Origin of the sequence: Flavobacterium endoglycinae (assembly GCF_017352115.1) — a bacterium.
Lineage (GTDB): Bacteria > Bacteroidota > Bacteroidia > Flavobacteriales > Flavobacteriaceae > Flavobacterium > Flavobacterium endoglycinae.
The window spans coordinates 2,260,995-2,287,213 of sequence record NZ_CP071448.1; the positions used below are offsets into that span (position 1 = coordinate 2,260,995).

25 protein-coding genes are annotated in these 26,219 nt (G+C 34.3%); 21 read left to right on the forward strand and 4 right to left on the reverse strand.

The annotated features are described in order from the left end of the window. Nucleotides 1-106: 106 nt before the first annotated feature. Nucleotides 107-1,936, reverse strand: a complete 1,830-nt coding sequence (locus tag J0383_RS09905) for a helix-turn-helix domain-containing protein (protein WP_207298229.1) — start codon at nt 1,934-1,936, stop codon at nt 107-109. 182 nt (nt 1,937-2,118) lie between these two features. Here J0383_RS09905 and J0383_RS09910 point away from each other — a divergent pair, with 182 nt between their 5' ends. Further along, nucleotides 2,119-2,280, forward strand: a complete 162-nt coding sequence (locus tag J0383_RS09910; RefSeq protein WP_207298230.1) for a hypothetical protein — start codon at nt 2,119-2,121, stop codon at nt 2,278-2,280. Between the two features lie 147 nt (nt 2,281-2,427). Here J0383_RS09910 and J0383_RS09915 read toward each other — a convergent pair whose 3' ends face one another. Next, nucleotides 2,428-2,979, reverse strand: coding sequence for a hypothetical protein (locus J0383_RS09915; protein ID WP_207298231.1), 552 nt, complete (start codon nt 2,977-2,979; stop codon nt 2,428-2,430). A gap of 118 nt (nt 2,980-3,097) precedes the next feature. Here J0383_RS09915 and J0383_RS09920 point away from each other — a divergent pair, with 118 nt between their 5' ends. The 7 genes from J0383_RS09920 to J0383_RS09950 all read left to right on the forward strand — a co-directional run bounded on the left by J0383_RS09920 (nt 3,098) and on the right by J0383_RS09950 (nt 13,365). Continuing rightward, nucleotides 3,098-5,872: a 2-oxoglutarate dehydrogenase E1 component gene (locus J0383_RS09920; protein WP_207298232.1), complete on the forward strand. Its 2,775-nt coding sequence runs from the start codon at nt 3,098-3,100 to the stop codon at nt 5,870-5,872. A 93-nt stretch (nt 5,873-5,965) separates the two neighbouring features. Further along, nucleotides 5,966-7,216: a 2-oxoglutarate dehydrogenase complex dihydrolipoyllysine-residue succinyltransferase gene (gene odhB / locus J0383_RS09925; RefSeq protein WP_207298233.1), complete on the forward strand. Its 1,251-nt coding sequence runs from the start codon at nt 5,966-5,968 to the stop codon at nt 7,214-7,216. A 210-nt stretch (nt 7,217-7,426) separates the two neighbouring features. Further along, on the forward strand, nt 7,427-9,910 hold the full coding sequence (locus J0383_RS09930) for a TonB-dependent receptor (protein ID WP_207298234.1): 2,484 nt from the start codon (nt 7,427-7,429) through the stop codon (nt 9,908-9,910). A 59-nt stretch (nt 9,911-9,969) separates the two neighbouring features. After that, complete coding sequence (locus J0383_RS09935) at nt 9,970-10,302, forward strand: hypothetical protein (protein WP_207298235.1); 333 nt, start codon at nt 9,970-9,972, stop codon at nt 10,300-10,302. A 14-nt stretch (nt 10,303-10,316) separates the two neighbouring features. Continuing rightward, nucleotides 10,317-10,616 carry a hypothetical protein gene (locus J0383_RS09940; protein WP_207298236.1) on the forward strand — a complete coding sequence of 100 codons (300 nt, stop codon included), beginning with the start codon at nt 10,317-10,319 and terminating at the stop codon, nt 10,614-10,616. Nucleotides 10,617-10,619: 3 nt separating this feature from the next. Then, nucleotides 10,620-12,182 carry a PepSY-associated TM helix domain-containing protein gene (locus J0383_RS09945; protein WP_207298237.1) on the forward strand — a complete coding sequence of 521 codons (1,563 nt, stop codon included), beginning with the start codon at nt 10,620-10,622 and terminating at the stop codon, nt 12,180-12,182. A gap of 52 nt (nt 12,183-12,234) precedes the next feature. Then, nucleotides 12,235-13,365 (forward strand): PepSY-associated TM helix domain-containing protein, encoded by a 1,131-nt coding sequence (locus J0383_RS09950; protein ID WP_207298238.1) that lies wholly within the window; start codon nt 12,235-12,237, stop codon nt 13,363-13,365. A 40-nt stretch (nt 13,366-13,405) separates the two neighbouring features. On the opposite strand, the gene J0383_RS09955 is transcribed toward J0383_RS09950, so the two are convergent. Both J0383_RS09955 and J0383_RS09960 read right to left on the reverse strand, forming a co-directional pair. Then, nucleotides 13,406-13,753, reverse strand: coding sequence for a toxin-antitoxin system YwqK family antitoxin (locus J0383_RS09955; protein ID WP_207298239.1), 348 nt, complete (start codon nt 13,751-13,753; stop codon nt 13,406-13,408). Nucleotides 13,754-13,963: 210 nt separating this feature from the next. After that, on the reverse strand, nt 13,964-14,959 hold the full coding sequence (locus tag J0383_RS09960) for a TlpA family protein disulfide reductase (protein ID WP_207298240.1): 996 nt from the start codon (nt 14,957-14,959) through the stop codon (nt 13,964-13,966). A gap of 157 nt (nt 14,960-15,116) precedes the next feature. Here J0383_RS09960 and aspS point away from each other — a divergent pair, with 157 nt between their 5' ends. The 13 genes from aspS to nuoK all read left to right on the forward strand — a co-directional run bounded on the left by aspS (nt 15,117) and on the right by nuoK (nt 26,216). Beyond that, on the forward strand, nt 15,117-16,868 hold the full coding sequence (gene aspS, locus J0383_RS09965; RefSeq protein WP_207298241.1) for an aspartate--tRNA ligase: 1,752 nt from the start codon (nt 15,117-15,119) through the stop codon (nt 16,866-16,868). A 306-nt stretch (nt 16,869-17,174) separates the two neighbouring features. Next, complete coding sequence (locus J0383_RS09970) at nt 17,175-17,369, forward strand: cold-shock protein (RefSeq protein ID WP_007137066.1); 195 nt, start codon at nt 17,175-17,177, stop codon at nt 17,367-17,369. A 240-nt stretch (nt 17,370-17,609) separates the two neighbouring features. Next, nucleotides 17,610-17,975: an NADH-quinone oxidoreductase subunit A gene (locus J0383_RS09975; RefSeq protein WP_207298242.1), complete on the forward strand. Its 366-nt coding sequence runs from the start codon at nt 17,610-17,612 to the stop codon at nt 17,973-17,975. Between the two features lie 150 nt (nt 17,976-18,125). Continuing rightward, a complete protein-coding gene (locus J0383_RS09980; protein WP_207298243.1) occupies nt 18,126-18,674 on the forward strand; it encodes an NADH-quinone oxidoreductase subunit B in 549 nt (182 codons plus the stop codon). Between the two features lies 1 nt (nt 18,675). Then, a complete protein-coding gene (locus J0383_RS09985) occupies nt 18,676-19,197 on the forward strand; it encodes an NADH-quinone oxidoreductase subunit C (protein ID WP_207298244.1) in 522 nt (173 codons plus the stop codon). Nucleotides 19,198-19,215: 18 nt separating this feature from the next. Beyond that, nucleotides 19,216-20,454: an NADH-quinone oxidoreductase subunit D gene (locus tag J0383_RS09990; protein ID WP_207298245.1), complete on the forward strand. Its 1,239-nt coding sequence runs from the start codon at nt 19,216-19,218 to the stop codon at nt 20,452-20,454. Nucleotides 20,455-20,653: 199 nt separating this feature from the next. Further along, nucleotides 20,654-21,184 carry a complex I 24 kDa subunit family protein gene (locus tag J0383_RS09995; protein ID WP_057115709.1) on the forward strand — a complete coding sequence of 177 codons (531 nt, stop codon included), beginning with the start codon at nt 20,654-20,656 and terminating at the stop codon, nt 21,182-21,184. 1 nt (nt 21,185) lies between these two features. Beyond that, entirely contained in the window at nt 21,186-22,553 is a 1,368-nt protein-coding gene (gene nuoF, locus J0383_RS10000) for an NADH-quinone oxidoreductase subunit NuoF (protein WP_207298246.1), read from the forward strand. An 87-nt stretch (nt 22,554-22,640) separates the two neighbouring features. Further along, a complete protein-coding gene (locus J0383_RS10005) occupies nt 22,641-23,669 on the forward strand; it encodes a 2Fe-2S iron-sulfur cluster-binding protein (RefSeq protein ID WP_207298247.1) in 1,029 nt (342 codons plus the stop codon). 6 nt (nt 23,670-23,675) lie between these two features. Continuing rightward, nucleotides 23,676-24,728, forward strand: coding sequence for an NADH-quinone oxidoreductase subunit NuoH (nuoH, locus tag J0383_RS10010; protein ID WP_207298248.1), 1,053 nt, complete (start codon nt 23,676-23,678; stop codon nt 24,726-24,728). Nucleotides 24,729-24,810: 82 nt separating this feature from the next. Continuing rightward, nucleotides 24,811-25,356 carry a NuoI/complex I 23 kDa subunit family protein gene (locus J0383_RS10015; protein ID WP_207298249.1) on the forward strand — a complete coding sequence of 182 codons (546 nt, stop codon included), beginning with the start codon at nt 24,811-24,813 and terminating at the stop codon, nt 25,354-25,356. Next, nucleotides 25,357-25,896, forward strand: a complete 540-nt coding sequence (locus J0383_RS10020) for an NADH-quinone oxidoreductase subunit J family protein (protein ID WP_207298250.1) — start codon at nt 25,357-25,359, stop codon at nt 25,894-25,896. After that, the gene (gene nuoK, locus J0383_RS10025) at nt 25,896-26,216 is read left to right on the forward strand and encodes an NADH-quinone oxidoreductase subunit NuoK (RefSeq protein ID WP_012023318.1); all 321 of its coding nucleotides are present in this window, start codon (nt 25,896-25,898) and stop codon (nt 26,214-26,216) included. Before J0383_RS10020 ends, nuoK begins: the two co-directional genes overlap by 1 nt. The last annotated feature ends 3 nt before the right edge of the window (nt 26,217-26,219 follow it).

Genomic DNA, 26,219 nt, shown 5'->3' on the forward strand with positions numbered 1-26,219 from the left:
TAAAAAGCTTTTTTCCTGAAAAAAAAACGAAAAACCCCCATATTTATAAAATAAGGGGGTCTATTTTAAGGTTTAAAACATTTATTTCCAACAAGTTACAACAAAACTACTTGTTTTCGTTTTCCTTCATCTGATTTATCTTTTTTATATAAATTGAGGGGCTGATTCCGGTTGCAATCTTAAAATATTTGGTAAAAGATTCGGGACTTTTATACCCAATTTCTTCTGCAATTGCATTAATTGAATACGATCTTAGCTTCACATTATTCTTTAATTCGATAATAATAAAGTTAATTCTAAGCTCATTTACGTAGGAACTGAAGTTTTTATCCAGCTCACTATTCACGATTTTAGACAAATAAGCCGTATTCGTTTTTAATCGTTTGGCAACATTGTGAAGCGTAAAGTCTTGTCGTAAGAACAGTTTTTTCTCTTCCAGCTTAATTAGTTTGTCCAAAATCTCTGTTCTAGTTTCATCTTTTATAATGAAATTACTATTAGCAGTTTCTTCAATATCAATGTTTTCGCTTTCGATATCGGCATCAATATGATCTTCTTCTGTGCTTGATCCGTCAGAAGGACTATTGATTGTTACTATACTATTAGATATAAGTTCAGTCTCAAACTCTTCGTCTTTTTTATCAATAAAAGTGTCTACAGCCTCCGCATTATGGGCTGTAACTGCCGTTTCTTCGGAAGATTTCTGGTTCTCAAAATTTTGGATTTTAAGCAGCAGTTCCTCAAATTTAACTTGGTTTTGAATAGATTCTTTTCTTCTTTTAATGAAAAACCCAATAAATAAAAGAATCAGAAAACCTGTTATGCCCAGCAATATCCATTTTTGGTTCTTCTGTTCTGTTTCTCTTTCTTTACTTTCATTAATATCAATTTTGTGCAGGTGATCTATGGCTTCAATTCGCTTTTCACCTATTTTCTTGGATTTATCTATAAACTGACTGTAGTAATAATTTGATTCTGAATAATTTTCGATCGATTTATAGTTCTCTGCCAGTAAATAATAGATTTCAGAAAGCTTCTCGACCGGTATATTTGACGGCGCTTCGTTCTTAATAATCGATTTTAAAAGGTCGATAGCTTGATTATATTCTTTCTGAAGCGAATAAAGTTTAGAAATCCTGATATTAATTTCGGTAATTAGATTATTACTGTCAATTTCTTCAGCAATTTTAAGGGCATTTTCGAAGGTTATTTTTGCATTTGAAAAGTCCTTTTTATCGATATAAATTAAGCCCAATTGTTCCAAAAAATGGATTTCGTGCTCTTTTAGATGGTTTTTTCGGGATTCTTCAATACCACTTTTTATAAAAACATAGGCTGAGTCCTGTTTATTTAAATTAATATAAGTTTTAACTAAGCCTAATTTTATGTCCAGCTTGCTTACATTATTAAAACCTTTTTTAGACAGATTTTCTTTGTAAATTTTGAGTGCTTCCTGATAACGTTCTAATTCGTAAGCAATACTTCCTTTTTTTATCGAGATATAGTTGTAAGCATCGGTATCATTGAGTTTTTTGGATAAAGTGACACACTCTTCGTACAATGTAAGAGCTTCCTGGAAATCAAATTCATTGAATAAATAATTCGCTTTATTGATTTTAAAAACCATTTCTAGTTTTTGATTGTCAATTGCATCTGCTTTCTGAATGGCTTTGTCAAAATAGTAAAAAGCACTGTCTTTTTGGGTTAAAGCGCCGCTTAAATCAGCTAAAAAGCAATATGATTTTGCTTCTTCAACGACCAAATCATTGGCTTTAGCGTATTTAAGAACCTTATGACAATAATATTTCGCTTTCGTGGGATTATTGTACAATAAGCTTTTAACAGAATCCTTATAAGTTTCAATTTTATTTTGAGAAAAAGTAAAATTGATCGTAAATAATACAACCAGGGTATAAATCTTACTTATTACATTCATATTTGTTTATTTTTAAAAATAAAACATTAACAATCAGGTAGTTACTTGGATTCTAAAACAGACTATTTTTATAAATCTGGGGATTTATGACTTTTTTTTGAGGCTTTTTTGAGATAATTTCACCATATGATTTTCACAACACATTCAAAACCAATTAAAAAACCATTCAAAACCCAAAGATTATGAAAAAAAATAACTTAAAAAAATTAGTGTTAAAAAAAACTAACATTATTGAGCTTAATTCAGAAGAAGCTAAAAAAATTATAGGAGGTACTAGTACAGTTGTGGCAGCTCCAGAGCACACAGATCCTCGCAGTATGTATTCGATGTTTTGTGTATTGTAAATAAAACCTTGAAAACAAAATAAAAGCGGTCCAATTGGACCGCTTTTTTATTTGTTTTAGTTTAGAGATGCAGAAATTCAAATAACAAGGTTTTCTCTCTATTGTAACCTCTTCAACTTTACGCCTTAGTTTTACATCTTTGCATCTTTAAAAATAAACCCTCACAAAAGGCATAAATCCAGAACCGTAAAGACTTTTATTAGGATCATATAAGACGTCGTATCTAGCACCAATAGTAACATTTCCAGTTCGATAACCAGCGCCTAGATATAGGGCCGTATTCCAATAACTATCTGAAAAAGCCGGTCTGTTAACATTAGATTCATATCTCGTATCGACTCTTACCTGCTCTAACTCGGCAGATAACTGAACTTCGGGAATTGGGTTTACAAGAGTAATTAAACTTCCCCCATAAACATAGGATTCGTAATAATTTTTTGAAGACAAATAACCAAACTGTACACCAACTCCAACTGCGACAATTTCATTTACATTATAAATTGCACTTGGCATTACAGAAATGTCAGTATAACCCGACCCAATTCCTAATCCAAGCCCTCCTCCAAATTGAACTTTATCCCAAAAATCATTTTTGTTATCAATAACATAAGTTTGCTGTGCAATAGTATAACTTGAAAATAAGACTGTCAAAATCACAAAAAAAGATTTGCAATCGATTGAAAATTGAATTTTATTCATAGTTAACGTTTATTTTAACAAATTTTTACGTAAAAGTACGTAAAAAAAAGATTGAAATAGAGGCGATTGTTGTACTTTTGCCATTCTATTTAACAAAAAGTATATTCAATAAAATATTATGGATAGGTTTTCATTTTTAAATGCAGCGCATACCGAGTTTTTTGCACAATTATACGATCAATATCTAGTAAACCCAGACAGCGTTGAGCCTAGCTGGAGAAGTTTTTTTCAAGGTTTTGACTTTGGAATGACTACTTACAATGACGAAAATCCAGTGCAGACGATAGTTGAGTATGTGACTAGCCCAAACACAGATTACAGTCAGGTTTCAGAAAAATTACAGAAAGAGTTTAACGTTCTAAAATTAATCGATGGTTACCGTACACGCGGACACTTGTTTACCAAAACAAATCCAGTTCGTGACCGCAGACAATCGTCGCCAACTTTAGATATCGAAAACTTCGGATTATCTTCAGCTGATCTTTCAACTGTTTTTGATGCTGCGCAGACAATCGGAATGACTCCTTCTTCATTAGAAGCTATCGTAAATCGTCTTAAAGCAATTTACTGCCAGCATATTGGTATTGAATATATGTACATTAGAAATCCTGGCGTTGTAAAATGGATTCAGGATAAATTAGCTGTAAATACAAATCAGCCTAATTTCTCTACAGAAGAAAAGAAAACTATCTTAAATAAATTAAACGAAGCCGTATCTTTTGAAAACTTCCTTCACACTAAATATGTTGGGCAAAAACGTTTCTCATTAGAAGGTGGAGAATCGATTATTCCAGCTCTTGATGCTTTAATCGAGCAGGCTGCTGAAAAAGGTGTTGAACAATTCGTAATGGGAATGGCTCACCGTGGTCGTTTGAACGTTTTGGCAAACATCTTCGGAAAATCAACTCAAGATATTTTTGGTGAGTTTGATGGTAAAGATTACGATCAAGAATATTTTGATGGTGACGTAAAATACCACTTAGGTCTTACTGCCGACAAAAAAACAAGATCTGGTAAAAACATCAATATCAACTTAGCGCCAAACCCTTCTCACTTAGAAACTGTTGGAGCTGTTATTGAAGGTATTACAAGAGCCAAACAAGATAAATATTATGCTGACGATTTCTCTAAAGTACTGCCAATTGCGGTACACGGAGATGCTGCAATCGCAGGTCAGGGTATTTTATATGAAATTATCCAGATGGCTCAGCTTGATGGTTACAAAACTGGAGGAACAATCCATATTGTAATCAACAACCAAGTTGGATTTACAACGAACTACTTAGACGCTCGTTCTTCTACATATTGTACAGACGTTGCTAAAGTAACTCTTTCACCGGTATTACACGTAAATGCTGATGATGCTGAAGCTGTTGTACACGCTGTATCTTTTGCATTAGACTACAGAATGCAGTTTGGACGTGATGTATTTATCGATTTATTAGGATATAGAAAATACGGTCATAACGAAGGTGATGAACCTCGTTTTACGCAGCCTGTTTTATATAAAATCATTGCTAAACACAAAAACCCAAGAGACATTTATGCTGACAAATTACTATCTGAAGGCGTAATCGATGCTTCTTATGTAAATGGTTTAGAAAAAGAATATAAATCTGCTTTAGAAGAAAACTTAGAAGCTTCCCGTAAAAAAGATTTAACAATCATTACTCCATTCATGAAAAACGAATGGGACGGATTTGTTCAGGTAACAGATACACAAATGCTTCAAAAAGTAGATACTACTTTCCCTAAAGAAGGTTTAGATTCTATCATCAATACAATTTCAACATTACCAGAAGACAAAAAATTCATCAGTAAAATAACTAAAATTGTTACAGACAGAAAATCTGGATATGACAATAATACTGTTGACTGGGGAACAGCAGAAGCTTTAGCTTACGGTTCACTTTTAACAGAAGGATTTGATGTTCGTATTTCAGGTCAAGATGTTGAAAGAGGAACTTTCTCTCACCGTCATGCCGTAGTTAAAGTTGAAGATTCTGAAGAAGAAGTAATTTTATTAAACGGAATCGAAAACAAAAAAGGAAAATTTGGCGTATTCAATTCACTTTTATCGGAATACGGAGTTTTAGGTTTTGATTACGGATATGCATTAGCAAATCCAAAAGCCTTAACAATCTGGGAAGCACAATTTGGAGATTTCTCTAACGGAGCTCAAATTATGATTGACCAATACATTTCTTGTGGTGAAGACAAATGGAACAACCAAAATGGTATTGTGATGTTATTGCCACACGGATATGAAGGGCAAGGTGCAGAACACTCTTCTGCAAGAATGGAGCGTTACTTACAACTTTGTGCAAGACAAAATATGTATGTTGCAGATTGTACAACTCCAGCAAACTTCTTCCACTTGCTAAGAAGACAGATGAAAACGAATTTCCGTAAACCTTTAGTTGTTTTCTCTCCAAAAAGTTTATTACGTGATCCAAGATGCGTATCAACAGTTGAAGAATTAGCAAACGGAAGTTTCCAAGAAACAATTGATGACAATGCTGTAGATAAAAAGAAAGTAAAAACTTTAGTTTTCTGTACAGGTAAATTCTACTATGATATTGTTGCCGAAAGAGAAAATAATGGAAGAAATGACGTTGCAGTTGTTCGTATTGAGCAATTATTCCCTTTCCCTGTTGAGCAAATCAAAGAAATCATAGCAAAATATCCAAATGCAGATGATTATGTTTGGGCACAAGAAGAGCCTAAAAACATGGGTGCTTACAGCTTTATGTTAATGAACTTTGATCTTGTAAAATGGAGATTAGCTTCATTAAAAGCATACGCTGCTCCAGCATCAGGAAGTTACACACGTGCTAAACGTCGTCACGCAGATGCAATTAGAATGGTATTCGATAAAAATTTATTTAGATAATTAAAATATGTTTCAAGTTCAAGTTTTAAGTTTCAAGTTTAACAACCTGAAACTTGAAACTTGAAACCTTAAAAACCTTAAACAAAAACAAAGATGATTTTAGAAATGAAAGTCCCATCACCAGGGGAGTCAATAAAAGAAGTTGAAATTGCAACTTGGTTAGTAAAAGACGGAGATTATGTAGAAAAAGATCAGGCCATTGCTGAAGTTGATTCAGATAAAGCTACTCTTGAGTTACCTGCTGAAATGAGCGGTGTAATTACATTAAAAGCTGAAGAAGGTGATACAGTAGCAGTAGGTGCTGTGGTTTGTTTAATTGATACAGATGCAGCGAAACCTGCAGGAAGCGGATCTACAGCTCCGGCAGCAGAAGCACCAAAAGCTGAGGCTCCAAAGGCTGAAGTAAAAGCTGAAGCTCCAAAAGCAGAACCTGTTCAAGCTCCAGCAGCAACAAGTTATGCAGCAGGAACTCCATCTCCAGCAGCAAGAAAAATATTAGACGAAAAAAATATTGCTCCGGCAGCAGTTACAGGAACTGGAAAAGGTGGCAGAATTACTAAAGATGATGCAGTAAATGCAACAGCTGTAGCTTCAATGGGAACTCCAACTGGAGGAAACCGTGGAACTGAACGTACAAAATTATCGATGTTACGTCGTAAAGTAGCAGAAAGACTTGTTTCGGCTAAAAACGAAACAGCTATGCTTACTACTTTCAACGAAGTAAACATGACGCCAATTAACAATATCCGTAATGAATATAAAGATGCTTTCAAAGCAAAACACGGTGGTCTTGGTTTAGGCTTCATGTCATTCTTTACAAAAGCAGTTACAAGAGCACTTCAATTATATCCAGATGTAAACTCTATGATCGATGGAGATTACAAAGTAGGATACGATTTCTGTGATATCTCTATCGCAGTTTCTGGACCAAAAGGATTAATGGTTCCTGTTGTTCGTAATGCTGAAAACTTAACTTTCCGCGGAATTGAAGCTGAAATCAAAAGATTAGCTTTAAGAGCTCGTGATGGTCAAATTACAGTTGACGATATGACTGGAGGAACTTTCACAATTACAAATGGTGGAGTTTTTGGCAGTATGTTATCTACTCCAATCATCAACCCTCCTCAATCAGGAATCTTAGGAATGCACAACATTATCGAGCGTCCGATTGCTGTAAATGGAAAAGTTGAAATTCACCCAATGATGTATGTAGCACTTTCTTACGACCACAGAATCATCGACGGACGTGAGTCAGTTGGTTTCTTGGTTGCTGTAAAAGAAGCTCTAGAAAACCCATTAGAATTATTAATGAATGGCGATGCTAAACGAGCTTTAGAATTATAATTAGAAGATAATTTCTAAAATATATATAAAAAACCTGTTCAGTTTCTGAGCAGGTTTTTTGCTTTTAAGCCTTCTAGAAATAGAGTCTTTCTTGTTAAAAACGTAATTTTTACATTTTTTTAAATATTTTATTTAGAATAAATTAAAACAACTTGTTTTGTTGCAATTCAAAACATACATTTGCACTATCAAAATTAATTCTAAATAAAAATGAGATTAAAAAATACAATTTTGCTCTTAACTTTTTGTTTTGCTCTTTTTACTGGACCAGCAGTTTGGGCACAAGAAAGAGCATCTATCAAAGGTCAGATCAGCTTAACCAATAATGATGCTGTAGATAACGTTTCTGTAGTATTAAAAGGAACAAAAATAGGAACCACAACAGATGCGAATGGTTTTTATGAAATCAAAAACATTAAACCAGGAAATTATGTGATTCGAGTTTCTGGAATTGGTTATTCTTCTAAAGAAAAAAGTGTTTCTCTAAATAGTGGAGACGCTATTATAGAAGATTTCAAAATCAATGCTAATTCTGAACAGTTAGATGAAATTGTAGTAAACGGAAATGGGAAAAGAAATCCATTAGCACGTAAAGAAACTCAACAAGTATCAAGATTACCACTTAAAAATCTTGAAAACCCACAAGTATATACCACTATTACTGCCGAACTTTTAAAAGAACAAGTAGTTACAAACATTGATGATGCACTTAAAAATGCGCCAGGATTAACACCACTTTGGGCTTCTACAGGTCGTGGAGGTGATGGAGCAGGATATTTCTCTTTGAGAGGATTTGCTGTTCAGCCCACTATGATTAATGGATTACCGGGATTATCTAACGGAGGTTTAGATCCTGCAAATATTGACAAAATTGAAGTAATCAAAGGACCTTCAGGAACTCTATTCGGAAGTAGCTTAATTTCTTATGGAGGTTTAATTAACTTGACTACTAAAAAACCTTACGATCACTTTGGCGGAGAAGTTAGTTATACAGCTGGAAGCAATGGCTTAAACAGAGTTACTGCTGATATTAATACGCCTGTAGATGAGGAACACAGAATTAACTTCCGTGTAAACACAGCTTACCATACAGAAAATAGTTTTCAAGATGCTGGATTCAAAAAATCATTCTTTTTTGCTCCATCATTATCTTACCAAGTTAGTGACAAACTTTCGTTTTTCATTAATACAGAATTTATGAATAACAAACAGACGAATCCTACAATGTTGTTTTTAGACAGAGGCGCTCCGTTAAGAGTTCATAATATTGATGAATTAGGTTACGATAACAAACGTTCTTACACTAGCAATGAATTAGCAATCGAAACTCCATCATACAATTTACAAGGTCAAATGATGTATAAATTCAATGATCAATGGACTTCACAAACTGTAGTTTCAAGAGGTTCATCTTCATCTGAAGGATACTACTCTTATATTTATGAAGGTACACAATACGCTCCAGCTGCAATAAATCAAGGAATTGTTTTGGGACGTTTTATGAACTATCAAAATTCAACAACACTTACAACTGATATCCAACAAAACTTTATTGGAGATTTCAAAATTGGAAACATGAGAAACAGAATTGTTGCCGGTTTGGATTACTTCAATAGAGGTGTGATCGACAATAGTTCTAATTATGTATCAAATGGAAATATCTATATTGGTAATCTAGATTTAAAAACTGTAAACGAAAATCTTTACGGAATTACTGATCCTGCTAAATATATTACAAATGGAGATAATGGAAATTTAACTAAAGCAGGAACTGATGCACTTATCGCTTCTGCAGGTATGAGCAACAACAAAACAAAACAAGAAGTGTACAGCGCTTACGTTTCTGACGTATTTAACTTCACTCCTGCTTTGTCTGCAATGGCTAGTTTACGTGTAGACCGTTTCATTACTGCTGGTAATGTAACTACAAAATCTGATGATTTTAATCAAACTGCTTTTTCACCAAAATTTGGTTTAGTATACCAGCCAATTCTTGATAAAGTTTCGATTTTTGCGAACTACATGGACGGATTTGCTAATTCTGCTCCTGTTACAGAAATTTTGGCAGATGGAAGTACTCGTCCGAGAACTTTTAAACCAGAACACGCTAATCAATTTGAAGTTGGAACAAAATTAAATCTATTTAAAGATAAACTTTACGCTACATTCAGCTACTACGATATTCAAGTAAAAGATCAGGTTTACATCGTTTATGGAGCAACAACTCAAATCGCTCATCAAGATGGAGCACAAAGAAACAAAGGTTTTGAAGCAGAATTTGTGGCAAACCCAATTAATGGTTTAAACATTGTTGCAGGTTATAGCTATGTTGACGCTATCTTAAATGCTGGAGACCCTTCATTTGTAGGTCACAGACCTGAAAGCTCTGGACCAAGAAACCTGGCAAATCTTTGGGCAAGTTATAAATTCCAAGAAGGAGATTTACAAGGATTCGGTTTAGGTTTTGGAGGAAACTATGCCGATAAAAACCTAATTATGAACAGAAATGTTGTAGGTCAGTTTGCACTACCTTCTTACACTGTTTTAAATTCATCTATTTTCTACGGAACAGAAAAATACACATTGACACTAAAATTAGACAATATTGCCAATGTTGACACCTATGATGGATGGTCAACTATTCATCCAAGAAACATGAGAACTGTTGCGGCGAATTTCTCTTATAGATTCTAAAAAAAGTTAAACAAAAACACCTTTCTTTAATTGGAAAGGTGTTTTTTAAATTAAAAATTATGATAACAATAGCAAGTCTTATCGTCTTTTTAGCTTTTTACACATTGTATTACACTTCAAAAAGAGCCGCATTATCATATGATTTAGGTTTTGAAAAATGGATGCAGAAAAATCCAAAACAAACAAAAATTACAGGATTAATTCTGCTTTTAACTGCTTATATCATGTGGCTTTTTACACAATCACTTGGCTGTGGTACTTTGATGTTTTTTATTCAGCTTATGACAATTGGAAGCTTAATTATCATTCTTACTCCATTAAAAAAAGTAAATAGCAAAGTTCTTTTAGCAATTTTGATTATCGCGGCTTTATTAGAATTTTATTATAATTAAAACCATACCCAACAATGCCTGCAAATCCAAAATACTTAACACCTGCTTTTTGGCCTCGTTTTTCTAAAATTACAGCGGCTATCCTTGGTGGATACTTTGTTTCTGTAACTTTTCATCTCGCTTTGGCTTCATGGTTTAGTCGTGCAGATGTTCTAATTACAATGGCATTTAGCGGTTTTATTTTATGGGTCGTGTTGATGATTATCGCTTTTCTTGCTAAAAGCGGATGGAAAATCTGGGGTATTTACATTCTGCTTTCTTTGCTTTTTTCCTTACTTATCTATCTTGGTCAAACTTATAATCCTGCGGCATAATCTATGAATAATCGTCATTACAATATCTATTTTCATACGCATACCGTAAGCGGCATTGTTATCAGCGTAGTGCTTTTTGTAATTTTCTTTGCAGGGTCCTTTTCTTTTTTTAGAGATGAAATCATCAATTGGGAAAGAAGTGAATCTACTGCTGTAACCAGAGAAATTAAGTTAGATTACAATAGCGCTTTAGAAAATCTTGATAAAAAACACGTTTTACACGGAAGAAATATCACCATTTCTAAACCATCAATACAAAATAGAGTTGCGGTTTACATGGAAGGCACCAAAGATACTTTGGCACCAGCCAAACAAAAAGAAGGATCTTTCTTTTACCTTGATAATAAAACCTTCAAGCCTTATACATACGAAGAATCTTATTCGTTAGGAGAATTATTATATCGTTTGCATTTCCTGGCACAAATTCCTTATCCAACTGGATATTATCTTGCCGGATTTACAGCTTTGTTTTTTCTATTTGCCATCATTACTGGAGTATTACTACACTGGAAAAAAATCGTTTCTAACTTTTATGTTTTTCGTCCAAAGGAAAAATTAAAAACGTTGTGGACAGATGCCCATACAGCTTTAGGAATGATCGGACTTCCGTTTCAATTTGTTTATGCCGTAACCGGAGCTTTTTTCATGATTAAACTTTTAATTGTAGCGCCCGCAGTAATGGCTTTATATAAAGGAGATCAAGACAAACTTTATAAAGAACTAGAATACACAGATGCCGATTATAAATTTGAAAACAAAAAATTAGCCAATCCTTTTAATGTTAATGAGCTTGTTTCAAAAGCAAAAAGCAATTGGACTGATTTTGAAATTACACGTGTTATAATTCAAAATTATGGCGATATCAATATGCATCTTTTAATTGAAGGTGAATTGCCGAGCCAGAAGAAATTTACCGGAATTGGAAAAGTAATCTATCGGGTTTCTGACGGAAAAGAAATTGCCAAAAAAGATCCCATTACTCAAAATGGTTATCTTGACGTTGTAAAAAATGTATTGTATAGAATACACTTTGGTGATTATGGCGGATATGCTTTAAGAATCGTGAGTTTCATTTTGGGAATTATTTCTTGTTTTGTCATCATTTCAGGAGTAATGATCTGGCTCGTTGCCCGACAAAAAAATAACATACCTGAAAAGAAAAGACGTTTTAACGCCGCAGTGGTTAGAATTTATCTTGCCATCTGTTTAAGTATGTATCCAATTACCGCTTTAGCTTTTATAGGAAGTAAACTCTTTTATCCTCTAAGCCAATCTAATTTATACATCCTTTATTTTGGCGGATGGTTATTGCTCACAATCTTTTTTATCATTAAAAAGAATGATGCCTTTACGAATAAATTCTGTTTGATTTCAGGAAGCATATTAGGTTTCTTCATTCCAATTACTAACGGAATCGTAACTGGAAATTGGTTTTGGAATTCTTTTATGCAGCACAAAATCCAGATTTTCTTTATTGATGTTTTTTGGATTTTTCTTGCAGCAACTTCATTATATGTTGTCTATCATTTAAAACCTAAAAAGGCGGTTTCAGAAAAATTAGCTTAAAATAATTTGTGCCCTATTGATTTTGCGTATACTTTTACGCTTTTAATCAAAAATGAGCTTCAAAACAAAAATACGTTTTCTACATAAATGGCTCGGATTAATCTCCGGGCTTATTGTTTTTATAGTCTGTATTACCGGATGTATATTTTGTTTTCACGATGAGATAAAAGACATTACCCGAAAAGAATGGCGTTTTGTAGAGCCTCAGAACAAACCTTTCTTATTACCCTCTCAATTACAGAAAAAAGCTCAAGAAGCTTTTCCCGAAAATAAAGCCAGCATGGTGGCCTATTATGGTAAAAATAGATCAGCAATTGTCTATACATTTTCAGATACTGGAAATCGGTATCTCTATTTCAATCCGTATACTGGAAAATATCTTAAATCTGAAAATCCAGATACTGATTTCTTTATAATTGTAGAATACATTCATCTCTATCTGCTTCTTCCGGATTATATTGGAAAACATATCATTGGCGGAGCAACTATAATTTTTATTCTATTATTAATTTCAGGAATTATTCAATGGTGGCCCAAACGAAAAAGCGATATCAAAAGAAGTTTCAGTATAAAATGGTCTGCAAAATGGCGTCGCGTAAATTATGACTGGCATAATACTACAGGTTTTTACATTTCTCTAATCGCATTACTTTTAGCCATAACAGGACTTACTTTTACATACGAATGGGTTGGTGAAGGAATTTACAAATCCATCAATTTAGGAGGAGATAAAGCAGCTGAAACAAAAACGCCCGTAATCGACACAACGACATTCAAAACCAATTCAATTACTGCCATTGATAATGCTTTTGTGCAGACAATGAAATTACAGCCAAAAGCTGAAATGTTTTTTGTGATGATTCCGCAGCAAAAAGGCGATATTGTAAGCACAGGCGCTTATCCGCATACTTTGCGATATGATCAGCAGAGCAATTATTATTTTCATCCGTCAAGCGGAAAATTAATTCAGACCCAGACTTTCGATAAAAAATCTTTAGGCCTACAGGTTGTCGAAATGAATTATGGAATTCACACTGGACAAGTTTTAGATCTCCTTGGAAAAATCATAGCTTTTACAGTTAGTTTAACTGCTTCTGCACTGCCTGTGAGCGGATTTATAATTTGGTTTGGAAGAAGCCGAAAATCTAAAAAAAGTAAAAGCATAAAAAAACCGTCCCGTTAAAAACGGGACGGTTTTTTATAATTAGTTTGGTGAAATTACATTAATTTCTATTTGCTAAAGCATTTTTTTGTAAACTCTTAACCGAACTTACTTTATTATCTACATAAGCAACTTCGTTTAAATTGTTTTCATTAAAATAAATCCATTTTCCGGTTTTAACACCGTCTGTGTATTCTCCAACGGCTTTTTTGTTCCCTTTTTCATCATAAGATACCCAGACACCGTCTAATTTACCATCTTTAAAAAAGCCTTCTTGCTGTACTTTACCATTATCATAATAATAAGTGGCTTTTACCTTGTTTCCAACAGCTTCTAATTCAGGCTTTCCTTCTTGTGCAACTACAATTCCTGAGAACAATATTGCAGCTAAAATTACACTCTTTTTCATATCTTTAGGTATTTAATGTTAAGAAATCTTTACCAAATATAATTAATTGTTTACATTAAAAAAACTTTTGCTTAACAATTTGGTAACATTGAATAAAAACTTAACATTGGAAATTTACCAAAAACAAAAAAACCAATGCTCAAGCATTGGTTTTACTGGTATTTTATCAAAAAAGAAAATTACGATAACGTTTTCAATTTCGTAAATAAATTAGTTCAATAAGCCGTTTAACTGCTCTTGAAGCTTTGGATCAGATGGTCTTGCAGCATCAGAACTTACCACATTACCTTTTGGATCAATGATAATAAATCTTGGAATTCCAGTTACACCATATTTCATTACGAAGTCTGATTCCCAATCTTTATCGGCAAATAATTGCACTCCCCCTAAATTCTTATCATTTACAAACTTTTTCCATTTTTCATGATCTTTTGCCTTATCTATAGAAATACTCACAAACTCGATGTTTTTACCGTGGTACATCTCTTCTACTTTTTGCAAATAAGGAATTTCAGCTCGGCATGGCGCGCACCAAGTAGCCCAAAGATCTATATATACGTATTTCCCTTTTAAATCAGCAAGTTTGGTTTTCCCGCCTTTATAATTTTCATAGTCAAATTCAGGCGAAGCTTTTCCAGTCATTTTAGCAGCTTTCGATGCTCTTTCATATTCTTGAAATGCGTATTGATTAAAACTTTCAAAACTCATTTTCAAGGCCGTTTTAAACTCAGGATCAAAATCTCCTTTTTCAAGACTTTCAGAATCTGTTTTTTTCTTGGTTTCCAAAAGAGAGGTAAATTCGGCTTCTGGTTTAGAAAAAGCTTCATTTTGGAATTTCTCATCTTTTAAAGATTGTTGCGCCAAAAAGTTACTTTCGTTTACTCCTTTACCTTTATATACAATTGTTTCGTCAAACTCTTTGGCATCCATTGTCAGATTAATTTCAGAGTCTGGTTTTAAATAGATGTTTGAAGATTCTTTACCATCAGAGAAAACATAAAACCCTTTTGGAGCTTCAAAATTCGCAGCAAAAATCTCCTTATTATTAATTGGGATAACTTGTTTAAAATTATTTCTTCCTTTAATTACCAAAGTATCGCTGTTTCTGTTAGCAATTTTAGCGGTAAATTTTATTTCATTTTTGGCTTGACCAATAGCATTCAAAGTACTAAAAATCAGCAGACCTGCAGCAAAAAGATTTTTCATATAGAATATAGTTTGTTTTTAGTGATTCAAATCTAAAGAAATAACCGCTTTGAAATTTCAGAATTAACAAAATATTTAAAATTATAAGCATCAAGTTTACCACTTTACTATATTATCTTGAATTTTGTATTTACTTTTGCAGTCTAAAATTTTGATTATGTATAGAAGTCATAATTGCGGCGAATTAAATGCCTCAAATATTAATACCGAAGTTACTCTTGCAGGCTGGGTACAAAAATCACGTGATAAAGGATTTATGAATTGGGTAGATCTTCGAGATCGTTACGGAATTACGCAGCTTATTTTTGATGAAAGCCGTACTGAAAAAAACGTTTTTGAATTGGCTAAAACTCTTGGACGTGAATTTGTAATTCAAGTAAAAGGAACTGTTATTGAGCGTGAAGCTAAAAACAAAAATATTCCAACGGGAGAAATCGAAATTTTAGTTTCTGAATTAACGATTCTAAATACTGCTTTAACTCCTCCATTTACAATTGAAGATGAAACGGACGGCGGGGAAGATATCAGAATGAAATACCGTTACTTGGATATTCGTAGAAATCCGGTAAAAAACAGTTTATTATTCCGTCATAAAGTGGCAATGGAAGTTCGTAAATATTTATCTGATTTGGATTTCTGCGAAGTTGAAACGCCTTACTTAATCAAATCGACTCCAGAAGGAGCAAGAGATTTCGTGGTGCCAAGCCGTATGAATGAAGGTCAGTTTTATGCACTGCCACAATCTCCACAAACTTTCAAACAATTATTGATGGTTGGGGGAATGGATAAATACTTCCAAATCGTGAAATGTTTCCGTGACGAAGATTTACGCGCAGACCGTCAGCCAGAATTTACTCAAATTGACTGCGAAATGGCGTTTGTAGAGCAAGAAGACATTTTAAATGTCTTTGAAGGCCTAACAAGACATTTATTAAAAGAAATTAAAGGTATTGAAGTAGAAAAATTTCCAAGGATTACCTACGACTATGCCATGAAAACATATGGAAACGACAAACCGGACATTCGTTTCGGAATGAAGTTTGGCGAATTAAACGAATTTACACAGCACAAAGAATTCCCTGTCTTCAATGCAGCTGAATTAGTTGTTGGAATCGCGGTTCCTGGAGCAGGAAATTATACTCGTAAAGAAATCGACGGATTAATTGACTGGGTGAAACGTCCGCAAGTGGGTGCATCTGGAATGGTTTATGTAAAATGCAACGAAGACGGAACTTACAAATCATCTGTAGATAAATTCTATGACAATGATGATTTGGCAAACTGGGCAAAAGCAACAGAAGCAAATCCTGGCGATATGATTTTTGTACTTTCTGGTCCTGCAAACAAAACACGTGCTCAGCTTTCTGCATTACGTATGGAGTTAGCAACTCGTTTAGGATTACGTAACCCAGAAGAATTTGCACCTCTTTGGGTTGTAGATTTCCCACTATTAGAACTAGACGAAGAAAGTGGCCGTTATCACGCCATGCACCACCCGTTTACGTCTCCAAAACCAGAAGACATGGCTTTACTGGAAACAGAACCAGGAAAAGTTCGTGCAAACGCATACGATATGGTTTTAAACGGAAACGAAATTGGTGGAGGATCAATCCGTATTCACGATAAAGCGACGCAGCAATTAATGTTCAAATATTTAGGATTTACTGAGGAAGAGGCTAAAGCACAATTCGGGTTCTTAATGGACGCTTTCCAATTTGGAGCACCGCCTCACGGAGGATTAGCTTTTGGTTTGGATAGACTGGTGGCTATTTTAGGCGGACAAGAAACGATTAGAGATTTTATCGCATTCCCTAAAAACAATTCAGGGCGTGATGTTATGATCGATGCTCCTGCGGCCATTGATGATGCACAATTGAAAGAACTTCACATTAAAATTGATACGATATAATTGTAAAAATTTAATTACAAGCTTAAAAAGACGCTGAAATTTCAGCGTCTTTTTGTTTTTATCAAAATATTAAGAAAAATCCCAAGACATTCATTTTTCGAATTATCAAATTCTTACAATTCACTCATTTTTATATTCTTACAATTAATGATTCTCAAATAATGGTATTTTATAAATAAATTGATGCAATAAACTACGCAAAAACACTGTAAATCAATAATTTTTACAAAAAATTAACAGCTTGATGTCTTTTGTATGAATTTATATGTTACATTTGCTTTATTATAAATTATTATTACAATTACAATGCGTACAGGTACAGTAAAATTTTTCAATGAGTCTAAAGGTTATGGATTCATTACAGACGAAGAAACAGGAAAGGACATCTTCGTTCACGCTTCAGGAATTAACGCGGAAGAATTACGCGAAGGTGACCGTGTAAGCTACGAAGAAGAAGAAGGAAGAAAAGGGAAAGTTGCTGCTAAAGTGGCAGTAATCTAAGAAAAATATAGCAATTTATTTTTTTTGCCTCTGAATGGTTAAAACGTTCCGATTAATTTCGGAACGTTTTTTTTTGCCCATTTCTTAAAAAAATATTAAAAAAAGACAATGTTATTTATAATGAATAAAAATTACATGTAAACGCGCTTTTATAGTCTACTTATCTCCCCGTTTAGCTTGTGTGTTACAACGTTGAAAGCTATCTTTGTGGCTTATTCTTAAAGTAAAAAAACTAAGTTTATGCAATCCGATCAATACAGTTACATTCCTATCTTAATGCAGTTCGTTCTGGCTGTTGGTTTTGTGGTAGGAACAATCATTATTTCAGGAAAATTAGGCCCAAAAAGGAACTCGGAAGTTAAAGATAAAAACTTTGAGTGCGGTATCGAATCTGTTGGTAATGCCCGTATTCCATTTTCAGTAAAATACTTCTTGGTTGCCATTTTGTTTGTATTGTTTGACGTAGAGGTAATTTTCCTTTACCCATGGGCAATAAACTTTAAAGATCTTGGTGTTGAAGGAATGTTGAAAATGATTGTTTTCATGGCTTTACTTTTAGTGGGATTCTTCTACATCATCAAAAAGAAAGCATTAGAGTGGGAATAAAGAATTTTAGATTTCAGATTCTAGATTGTTTTTTGATTTAGAAATTTGAAAAATGAAATTCCTCAAAATATATAATATCGATTTTTAAAATATTGATTTCAGTTTAAGATTGATAAAATCTAAAATCAGAAATCTAAAATCTAAAATAAAATGAGCGATTCAAAAGTAAATATGGTGTCTCCTCCTGAAGGTCTTGCCGGTGAAGGTTTCTTCGCTACAAAACTAAATGATGTCGTAGGTTTGGCACGTGCGAATTCTCTTTGGCCTTTACCATTTGCAACTTCTTGCTGCGGAATTGAGTTTATGGCAACAATGGCTGCACATTACGATTTAGCCCGATTTGGTTCAGAACGTGTAAGTTTCTCTCCTCGTCAAGCCGATATGCTGCTTGTAATGGGAACTATCTCTAAAAAAATGGCGCCAATTTTAAGACAAGTTTACGAACAAATGTCTGAACCCCGCTGGGTAATCGCCGTAGGAGCCTGTGCTTCTTCAGGTGGTGTTTTCGACACATATTCAGTACTTCAGGGAATTGACAAAGTAATTCCAGTAGACGTTTACGTTCCAGGATGCCCTCCTAGACCAGAACAAATTGTCGATGGAGTAATGAGATTACAAGAATTGGTAAAAAGCGAATCTGTTAGACGCAGAAGCTCTCCAGAATACCAAGAATTATTAGCATCATATAATATCTCATAAGATGGCTTTAGAAAACACCCAAATTCAAAACAAACTTACAGAAACATTTAATAATGATGTTTTCAACTTTCACGAAGAAAGAGATATTTATACTTTAGAAGCTTCTGCAGATAAAATTACAGCATTGATTCTATTCTTAAAAAATGATCCTGAACTACAATTTCACTTTTTAACGGATTTATGCGGGATTCACTATCCTGATAATGAATTAGAACGTCAGTTTGCAGTTGTATACCACTTACACAACTGGTTCGAAAACAAACGTATTAGAATCAAAGTTTACCTAAACGGAGAAAAACCTGAGATCAAAACTATTTCAAATATATTCTTGAGTTCAAACTGGATGGAAAGAGAAACATACGATTTCTACGGAATTGACTTTATTGGTCACCCGCAATTGAAACGTATTTTAAATATGGATGAAATGGTGTCTTTCCCAATGAGAAAAGAATTTCCATTAGAAGACAGCGGAAGAACTGACAAAGACGACAGATTCTTCGGAAGAACAGTATCAAATTGCTAAATAATTCAACATTATAAAATGTCAGAACTATTACTACCACCAGAGCATCGTTATGCTAAAATAATTAAGGAGCGACACAATGAAGACGGAAGCGAGCTTTCGGTTCTTAACTTAGGTCCAACTCACCCTGCGACTCACGGTATTTTCCAAAATATCTTATTGATGGATGGTGAAAGAATTTTAGAAGCTGAACCTACTATTGGTTACATTCACAGAGCTTTTGAAAAAATCGCCGAAAATCGTCCTTTTTATCAAATTACACCTCTTACAGACCGTATGAACTATTGTTCATCTCCTATTAATAATATGGGATGGTGGATGACATTAGAAAAACTATTAGGTATTGAAGTTCCTAAAAGAGCACAATATTTAAGAGTTATCGTTATGGAGCTGGCTCGTATTACAGACCACATTATCTGTAACTCAATCTTAGGGGTAGATACTGGTGCGTATACAGGTTTCTTATACGTTTTTCAATTTAGAGAAAAAATTTACGAAATCTACGAAGAAATTTGTGGAGCTCGTTTGACTACAAATATGGGAAGAATTGGTGGTTTTGAAAGAGACTGGTCTCCAGAAGCTTTCAGAAAACTAGATAAATTCCTTGAAGAATTCCCTCCAGCTTGGAAAGAATTCGAAAACTTATTCGAAAGAAACAGAATTTTCCTTGACAGAACCGTAAACGTAGGTGGAATCACTGCCGAAAAGGCCATGGCTTACGGATTTACAGGTCCAAACTTACGTGCTGCTGGAGTTGATTATGACGTTCGTGTGGCACATCCTTATTCATCTTACGAAGATTTCGATTTTATTGTTCCTGTTGGAAAATCAGGTGATACTTATGATCGTTTCTGTGTTCGTAATGCTGAAGTTTGGGAAAGTTTAAGCATTATCCGTCAGGCTTTAGAAAAAATGCCTGCAGGAAACGAATACCACGCAGAAGTTCCGGATTATTACCTTCCTCCAAAAGAAGACGTATATAATTCAATGGAATCCTTAATCTATCACTTTAAAATTGTTATGGGTGAAGTTCCAGTTCCAGTTGCAGAGATTTACCATGCTGTAGAAGGAGGAAATGGAGAATTAGGTTTTTATTTATCAACTGACGGAAGTAGAACTCCATATAGATTACATTTTAGAAGACCTTGTTTTATTTATTATCAAGCATTCCCTGAAATGATTAAAGGTGCATTACTTTCTGATGCCATTATCATTTTATCGAGTTTAAATGTAATTGCAGGAGAATTGGATGCCTAACAAATTGCAGGTTTTTAGATTGTAGATTTTAAATTCTGATGGAGGATGCAGAATTTAAAATGTAGATTTAAAAATTATAATTAGGAATTGAAAAATTCAGATTGAAGAATCTAAAACTTAAATAATGATGGAAGAATCATAGATTATAGAACAAGATTAAAAAAATCTAAAATCTAAAATCTAAAATCTAAAATTAAAAATGGAACGTAAACATTACAAACAAGAAATAAACATGACTGAGGCATTGATGAACCGCATCAATGAATTGATCAGCCATTATCCGGAAGGCAAACAAAAATCGGCTTTACTGCCTGTTTTGCACGAAGTACAGGATGCGCATAACAACTGGCTTAGCATTGAACTGCAAGATAAAGTTGCCGAAATTCTTCAGATCAAACCAATTGAGGTTTATGAAGTGGTAACTTTTTATACAATGTTCAACCAGAAGCCAATTGGTAAGTACATGTTTGAGTTCTGCCAGACGTCTTGTTGTTGTTTAAGAGGTGCCGAGGATTTAATGGATTACACTTCTGAAAAATTAGGCATTAAAATGGGCGAAACAACTCCAGATGGAATGTTTACTATTGCTGGTGTAGAATGTTTAGGCGCTTGCGGATACGCTCCGATGATGCAGTTAGGGGATTTCTACAAAGAGAAATTGACAGAAGAAAAAATCGATCAGATCATTGCTGATTGTAGAGATGATAAAATAATATTACACGATAAATAAGATGTCACAAAAAATATTATTAGATAAAATCAATATTCCTGGAATTAAAACCTACGAAGTGTATCGCCAAAACGGTGGTTATGCATCTGTAGAAAAAGCTTTAAAAACATTAACTCCAGACGAAGTTACTGAAGAAGTAAAAAAATCAGGTCTTCGCGGACGTGGTGGTGCAGGTTTCCCTGCTGGAATGAAATGGAGCTTTATTGATAAAAAATCAGGAAGACCAAGACACTTAGTGTGTAATGCCGATGAGTCTGAGCCGGGAACATTCAAAGACCGTTATTTGATGGAATTTATTCCTCACCTATTGATCGAAGGAATGATTACATCAAGCTACGCATTAGGCGCTAACCTATCGTATATCTACATTCGAGGAGAATATATGTGGGTTTTCAAAATTTTAGAAAGAGCAATCAACGAAGCAAGAGCTGCTGGTTGGTTAGGAAAAAACATATTAGGTTCGGGTTACGATCTTGAACTTCACGTTCACTGTGGTGCTGGAGCTTATATCTGTGGAGAAGAAACTGCTCTTATTGAGTCTTTAGAAGGGAAAAGAGGAAATCCTCGTATTAAACCACCTTTCCCAGCGGTTTCTGGTCTTTGGGCAAATCCAACAGTAGTAAACAATGTTGAAACAATTGCGACTGTGCCTTGGATTGTAAACAATTCTGGTGATGATTACGCAAAAATTGGTATTGGACGTTCTACAGGTACTAAATTAATTTCTGCTTCAGGACATATTAAGAACCCTGGTGTTTACGAAATTGAATTGGGATTAAGTGTAGACGAATTTATGAATTCTGATGAATATTTAGGAGGAATGTCTTCAGATCGTCCATTAAAAGCATTTGTGCCAGGAGGTTCTTCTGTGCCAATTTTACCAGCTGATTTAATTTTCAAAACAGCAAATGGTGAAGACCGATTAATGACTTACGAATCTTTAAGTGATGGTGGTTTTGCTACCGGATCGATGTTAGGTTCTGGTGGATTTATCGTTTACAACGACACTGCTTGTATCGTAAGAAACACTTGGAACTTTGCTCGTTTCTACCACCACGAATCTTGCGGACAATGTACGCCTTGCCGTGAAGGAACTGGATGGTTAGAAAAAGTATTACACCGAATCGAAAACGGTCATGGCCGTGAAGAAGATATCGAATTATTGTGGAGCATTCAAAGTAAAATTGAAGGAAACACCATCTGTCCTCTTGGAGACGCTGCATCTTGGCCAGTAGCTGCTGCAATTCGTCACTTTAGAGATGAATTTGAATATCATGTTCGTTTCCCAGAAAAAATCAAAAATAGAGATCACTTTGTTGCCGAGCCTTTCTCACAAGTTAAGCATTTAGTAGGCAAACAAACAGTTTAAAATATAGTTTCAAGTTTCATGTTTTTTTGGTTTCAAGTTCAATAACCTGAAACTTTAAACCTGAAACTAAAAAAACAAAACAAAGAGATGAAAGTAACGATAGACGGTCAAAGTATAGACGTAGAGCCAGGAACAACAATCCTGCAGGCTGCACGTATGATTGGTGGAGATTTAGTGCCGCCAGCCATGTGCTATTACTCAAAATTAAAAGGCAGCGGTGGAAAATGTCGTTGTTGTTTAGTTGAAGTTTCGAAAGGAAGCGAAGCTGACCCAAGACCAATGCCAAAATTAATGGCATCTTGTGTAACAGGATGTATGGACGGAATGGAAGTAAACAGTAAATCTTCTGCCAGAGTTATGGATGCCCGTAAATCTGTAACAGAATTTTTATTGATCAACCACCCATTAGACTGCCCTATTTGTGATCAAGCTGGTGAATGTGATCTTCAAAATTTAAGTTTTGAGCACGGAAACCCAAAATCACGTTATATTGAAGAAAAAAGAACATTTGAACCAGAAGATATTGGTCCAAATATTCAACTACATATGAACCGTTGTATTTTATGCCAAAGATGTGTACAAGTTGCAGATCAATTAACAGACAACAGAGTTCACGGAGTATTAGATCGTGGTGACCACGCTAATATTTCTACTGGAATTTCTAAAGCAATCGACAATGAGTTCTCTGGAAACATGATTGACGTTTGTCCGGTTGGAGCTTTAACAGACAAAACTTTCCGTTTTAAATCAAGAGTTTGGTTTAACAAACCTTACAACGCACATAGAGAATGTACAACTCCAGGATGCTGCGGTAAAACTACCGTTTGGATGTTTGGTGGAGAAATTCAGCGTGTAACGGGTCGTAAAGACGAATACCATGAAGTCGAAGAGTTTATTTGCAACAGCTGTCGTTTTGACCATAAAGATGTTAATGACTGGGTGATTGAAGGTCCAAGAGAATTTGAAAAAGATTCTGTAATCAACCAAAATAATTATACTCAAAAATTAGAGAAAGTTCAAATCGATACTGAAAAGAACATTCTTTTAGGCCGTGATGTTGACCGTAAAAAAATTAGTATGGCAGCAATTCCATTAACTAATAAAGATAAAAAATAGTAAGAAATGGAAAGTGCATTTATTATAGAAAAAAGTGTTGTTATTGTTGTCGTTTTTGCGGTAACAATGATTATGGCAATGTATTCTACATGGGCAGAACGTAAAGTTGCTGCTTTCCTTCAGGATCGTGTTGGTCCAAACCGTGCCGGATGGGGAGGTTTATTACAACCACTTGCTGATGGTATGAAATTATTCTCAAAAGAGGAATTTTTCCCAAATACACCAAACCGATTTTTATTCATCGTAGGTCCGGCAATAGCCATGAGTACCGCTTTAATGACAAGTGCTGTAATTCCGTGGGGAGACAAACTTCACCTTTTTGGAAAAGATATTATTCTTCAGGCAACTGATGTTAATATCGCTTTACTATACATTTTTGGAGTACTTTCTGTTGGAGTTTACGGTATCATGATTGGTGGATGGGCTTCTAATAATAAATTCTCATTAATGGGAGCTGTTCGTGCGGCTTCTCAAATGGTTTCTTACGAAATCGCAATGGGATTATCGATGATTGCTTTATTGATGATGACTGGAACAATGAGCTTAAAAGAAATTTCATTACAACAGCCAGGAATGCACTGGAATGTTTTCTATCAGCCATTATCCTTCTTAATCTTTTTAATTTGTTCATTTGCAGAAACTAACAGAACTCCTTTCGACTTAGCAGAATGTGAAAACGAATTAATTGGAGGTTATCATACCGAATATTCATCTATGAAAATGGGATTCTATTTATTTGCTGAATATGCAAGTATGTTCATCTCTGCTACTATTATTTCTGTATTATTCTTTGGAGGTTATAACTATCCAGGAATGCAGTGGATGGTAGATAATGTTGGCGTAAATTCAGCAAACTTATTAGGAATTGCAGTATTGTTTGTAAAAATATGTTTCTTCATATTCTTTTACATGTGGGTACGTTGGACGATTCCAAGATTTAGATATGACCAGTTAATGAACTTAGGCTGGAGAATTTTAATTCCGCTTTCGATTATTAACATCATGATTACAGGTGCTGTTATATTAAGACACGATATCGCAGCAGCGTTAGGATTCTAAGAACCGTAATCAGTATCAAATAAAAACAAAATAGATTTGAATTTGATTCATCAAATTTTGAATCATAAATTATACTAATAAAATGTCAATAGAAACTATATCATTATCGGGTAGAAAAAAAGTGGTGTCAAATAAAGACATGACTTTTATTGAGCGATTGTATCTTGTGGCGATTGTAAAAGGTTTGTTTATTACATTAAAACACCTTTTTAGAAAAAAAATTACCATTCACTATCCTGAGCAGGTTCGTGAAATGAGCCCTGTGTACCGTGGACAACATATGTTGAAACGCGATGAGCAAGGTCGTGAAAACTGTACTGCATGTGGATTATGTGCTTTATCATGTCCTGCAGAAGCAATCACTATGAAAGCTGCTGAACGCAAACCAGATGAAAAACACTTATACAGAGAAGAAAAATATGCTGAAATCTATGAGATCAACATGCTTCGTTGTATTTTCTGCGGATTGTGTGAAGAAGCTTGCCCGAAAGATGCCATCTATTTGACAAAATCTAAAGTATTAGTTCCTGCTAATTATGACAGAGAAGATTTCATTTTTGGAAAAGATAAATTAGTGATGCCTTTAGAAATGGCAATTAAAAATACTCAACTTAATAACGCTAACTAAATGATACACATTCCAGATCTTGCAAACGCAACTCCTGTTGGAGTGATATTCTGTATCTTAGCGTTTATTACAGTAATCACTGCTTTCTTGACTATTTTCAGCAGAAATCCTATTCACTCAGCTATTTACTTAGTGATTTGTTTCTTCTCAATTGCTGGTCATTATTTATTATTGAATTCTCAATTTTTAGCTGTTGTACATATTATAGTTTACTCTGGAGCAATCATGATTTTGTTCCTGTTTACGATTATGTTGATGAACCTTAACGAACAAAAAGACGTTCACAGACCTAGAATTACGCGTTTGGGTGCAATTGTCTCTTTCTGTTTAATTGTTATTGTTTTAATTGCAATCTTCATCAACTCTAAACCAATTGTTGGAGAATACGACTCAACAGGAGAAGATTTCCAGTCTATTGAAGTACTAGGTAAAATATTATTAAACGAATATATGGTACCATTTGAATTTGCTTCAATCCTACTTTTAGTGGCAATGATTGGAACTGTATTATTGTCTAAAAAAGAAAAATTAAATAAGTAATGGGTAATATATTAAATCAAATAGGTATTGAAAATTACATCTTTTTAAGTGTTGTACTTTTTTGTATTGGTGTTTTTGGTGTGTTATACAGACGAAATTCTATCATCGTTTTTATGTCAATCGAAATCATGCTTAATGCAGTAAACCTTTTATTTGTGGCTTTTTCAACTTATCATCAGGATGCACAAGGACAAGTATTTGTGTTCTTTTCGATGGCCGTTGCAGCTGCCGAAGTTGCAGTTGGGTTAGCAATTCTGGTTTCTATTTTCAGAAACATTGGCTCAATTAGTATCGATAACTTAAAAAATTTAAAAGGATAAAAA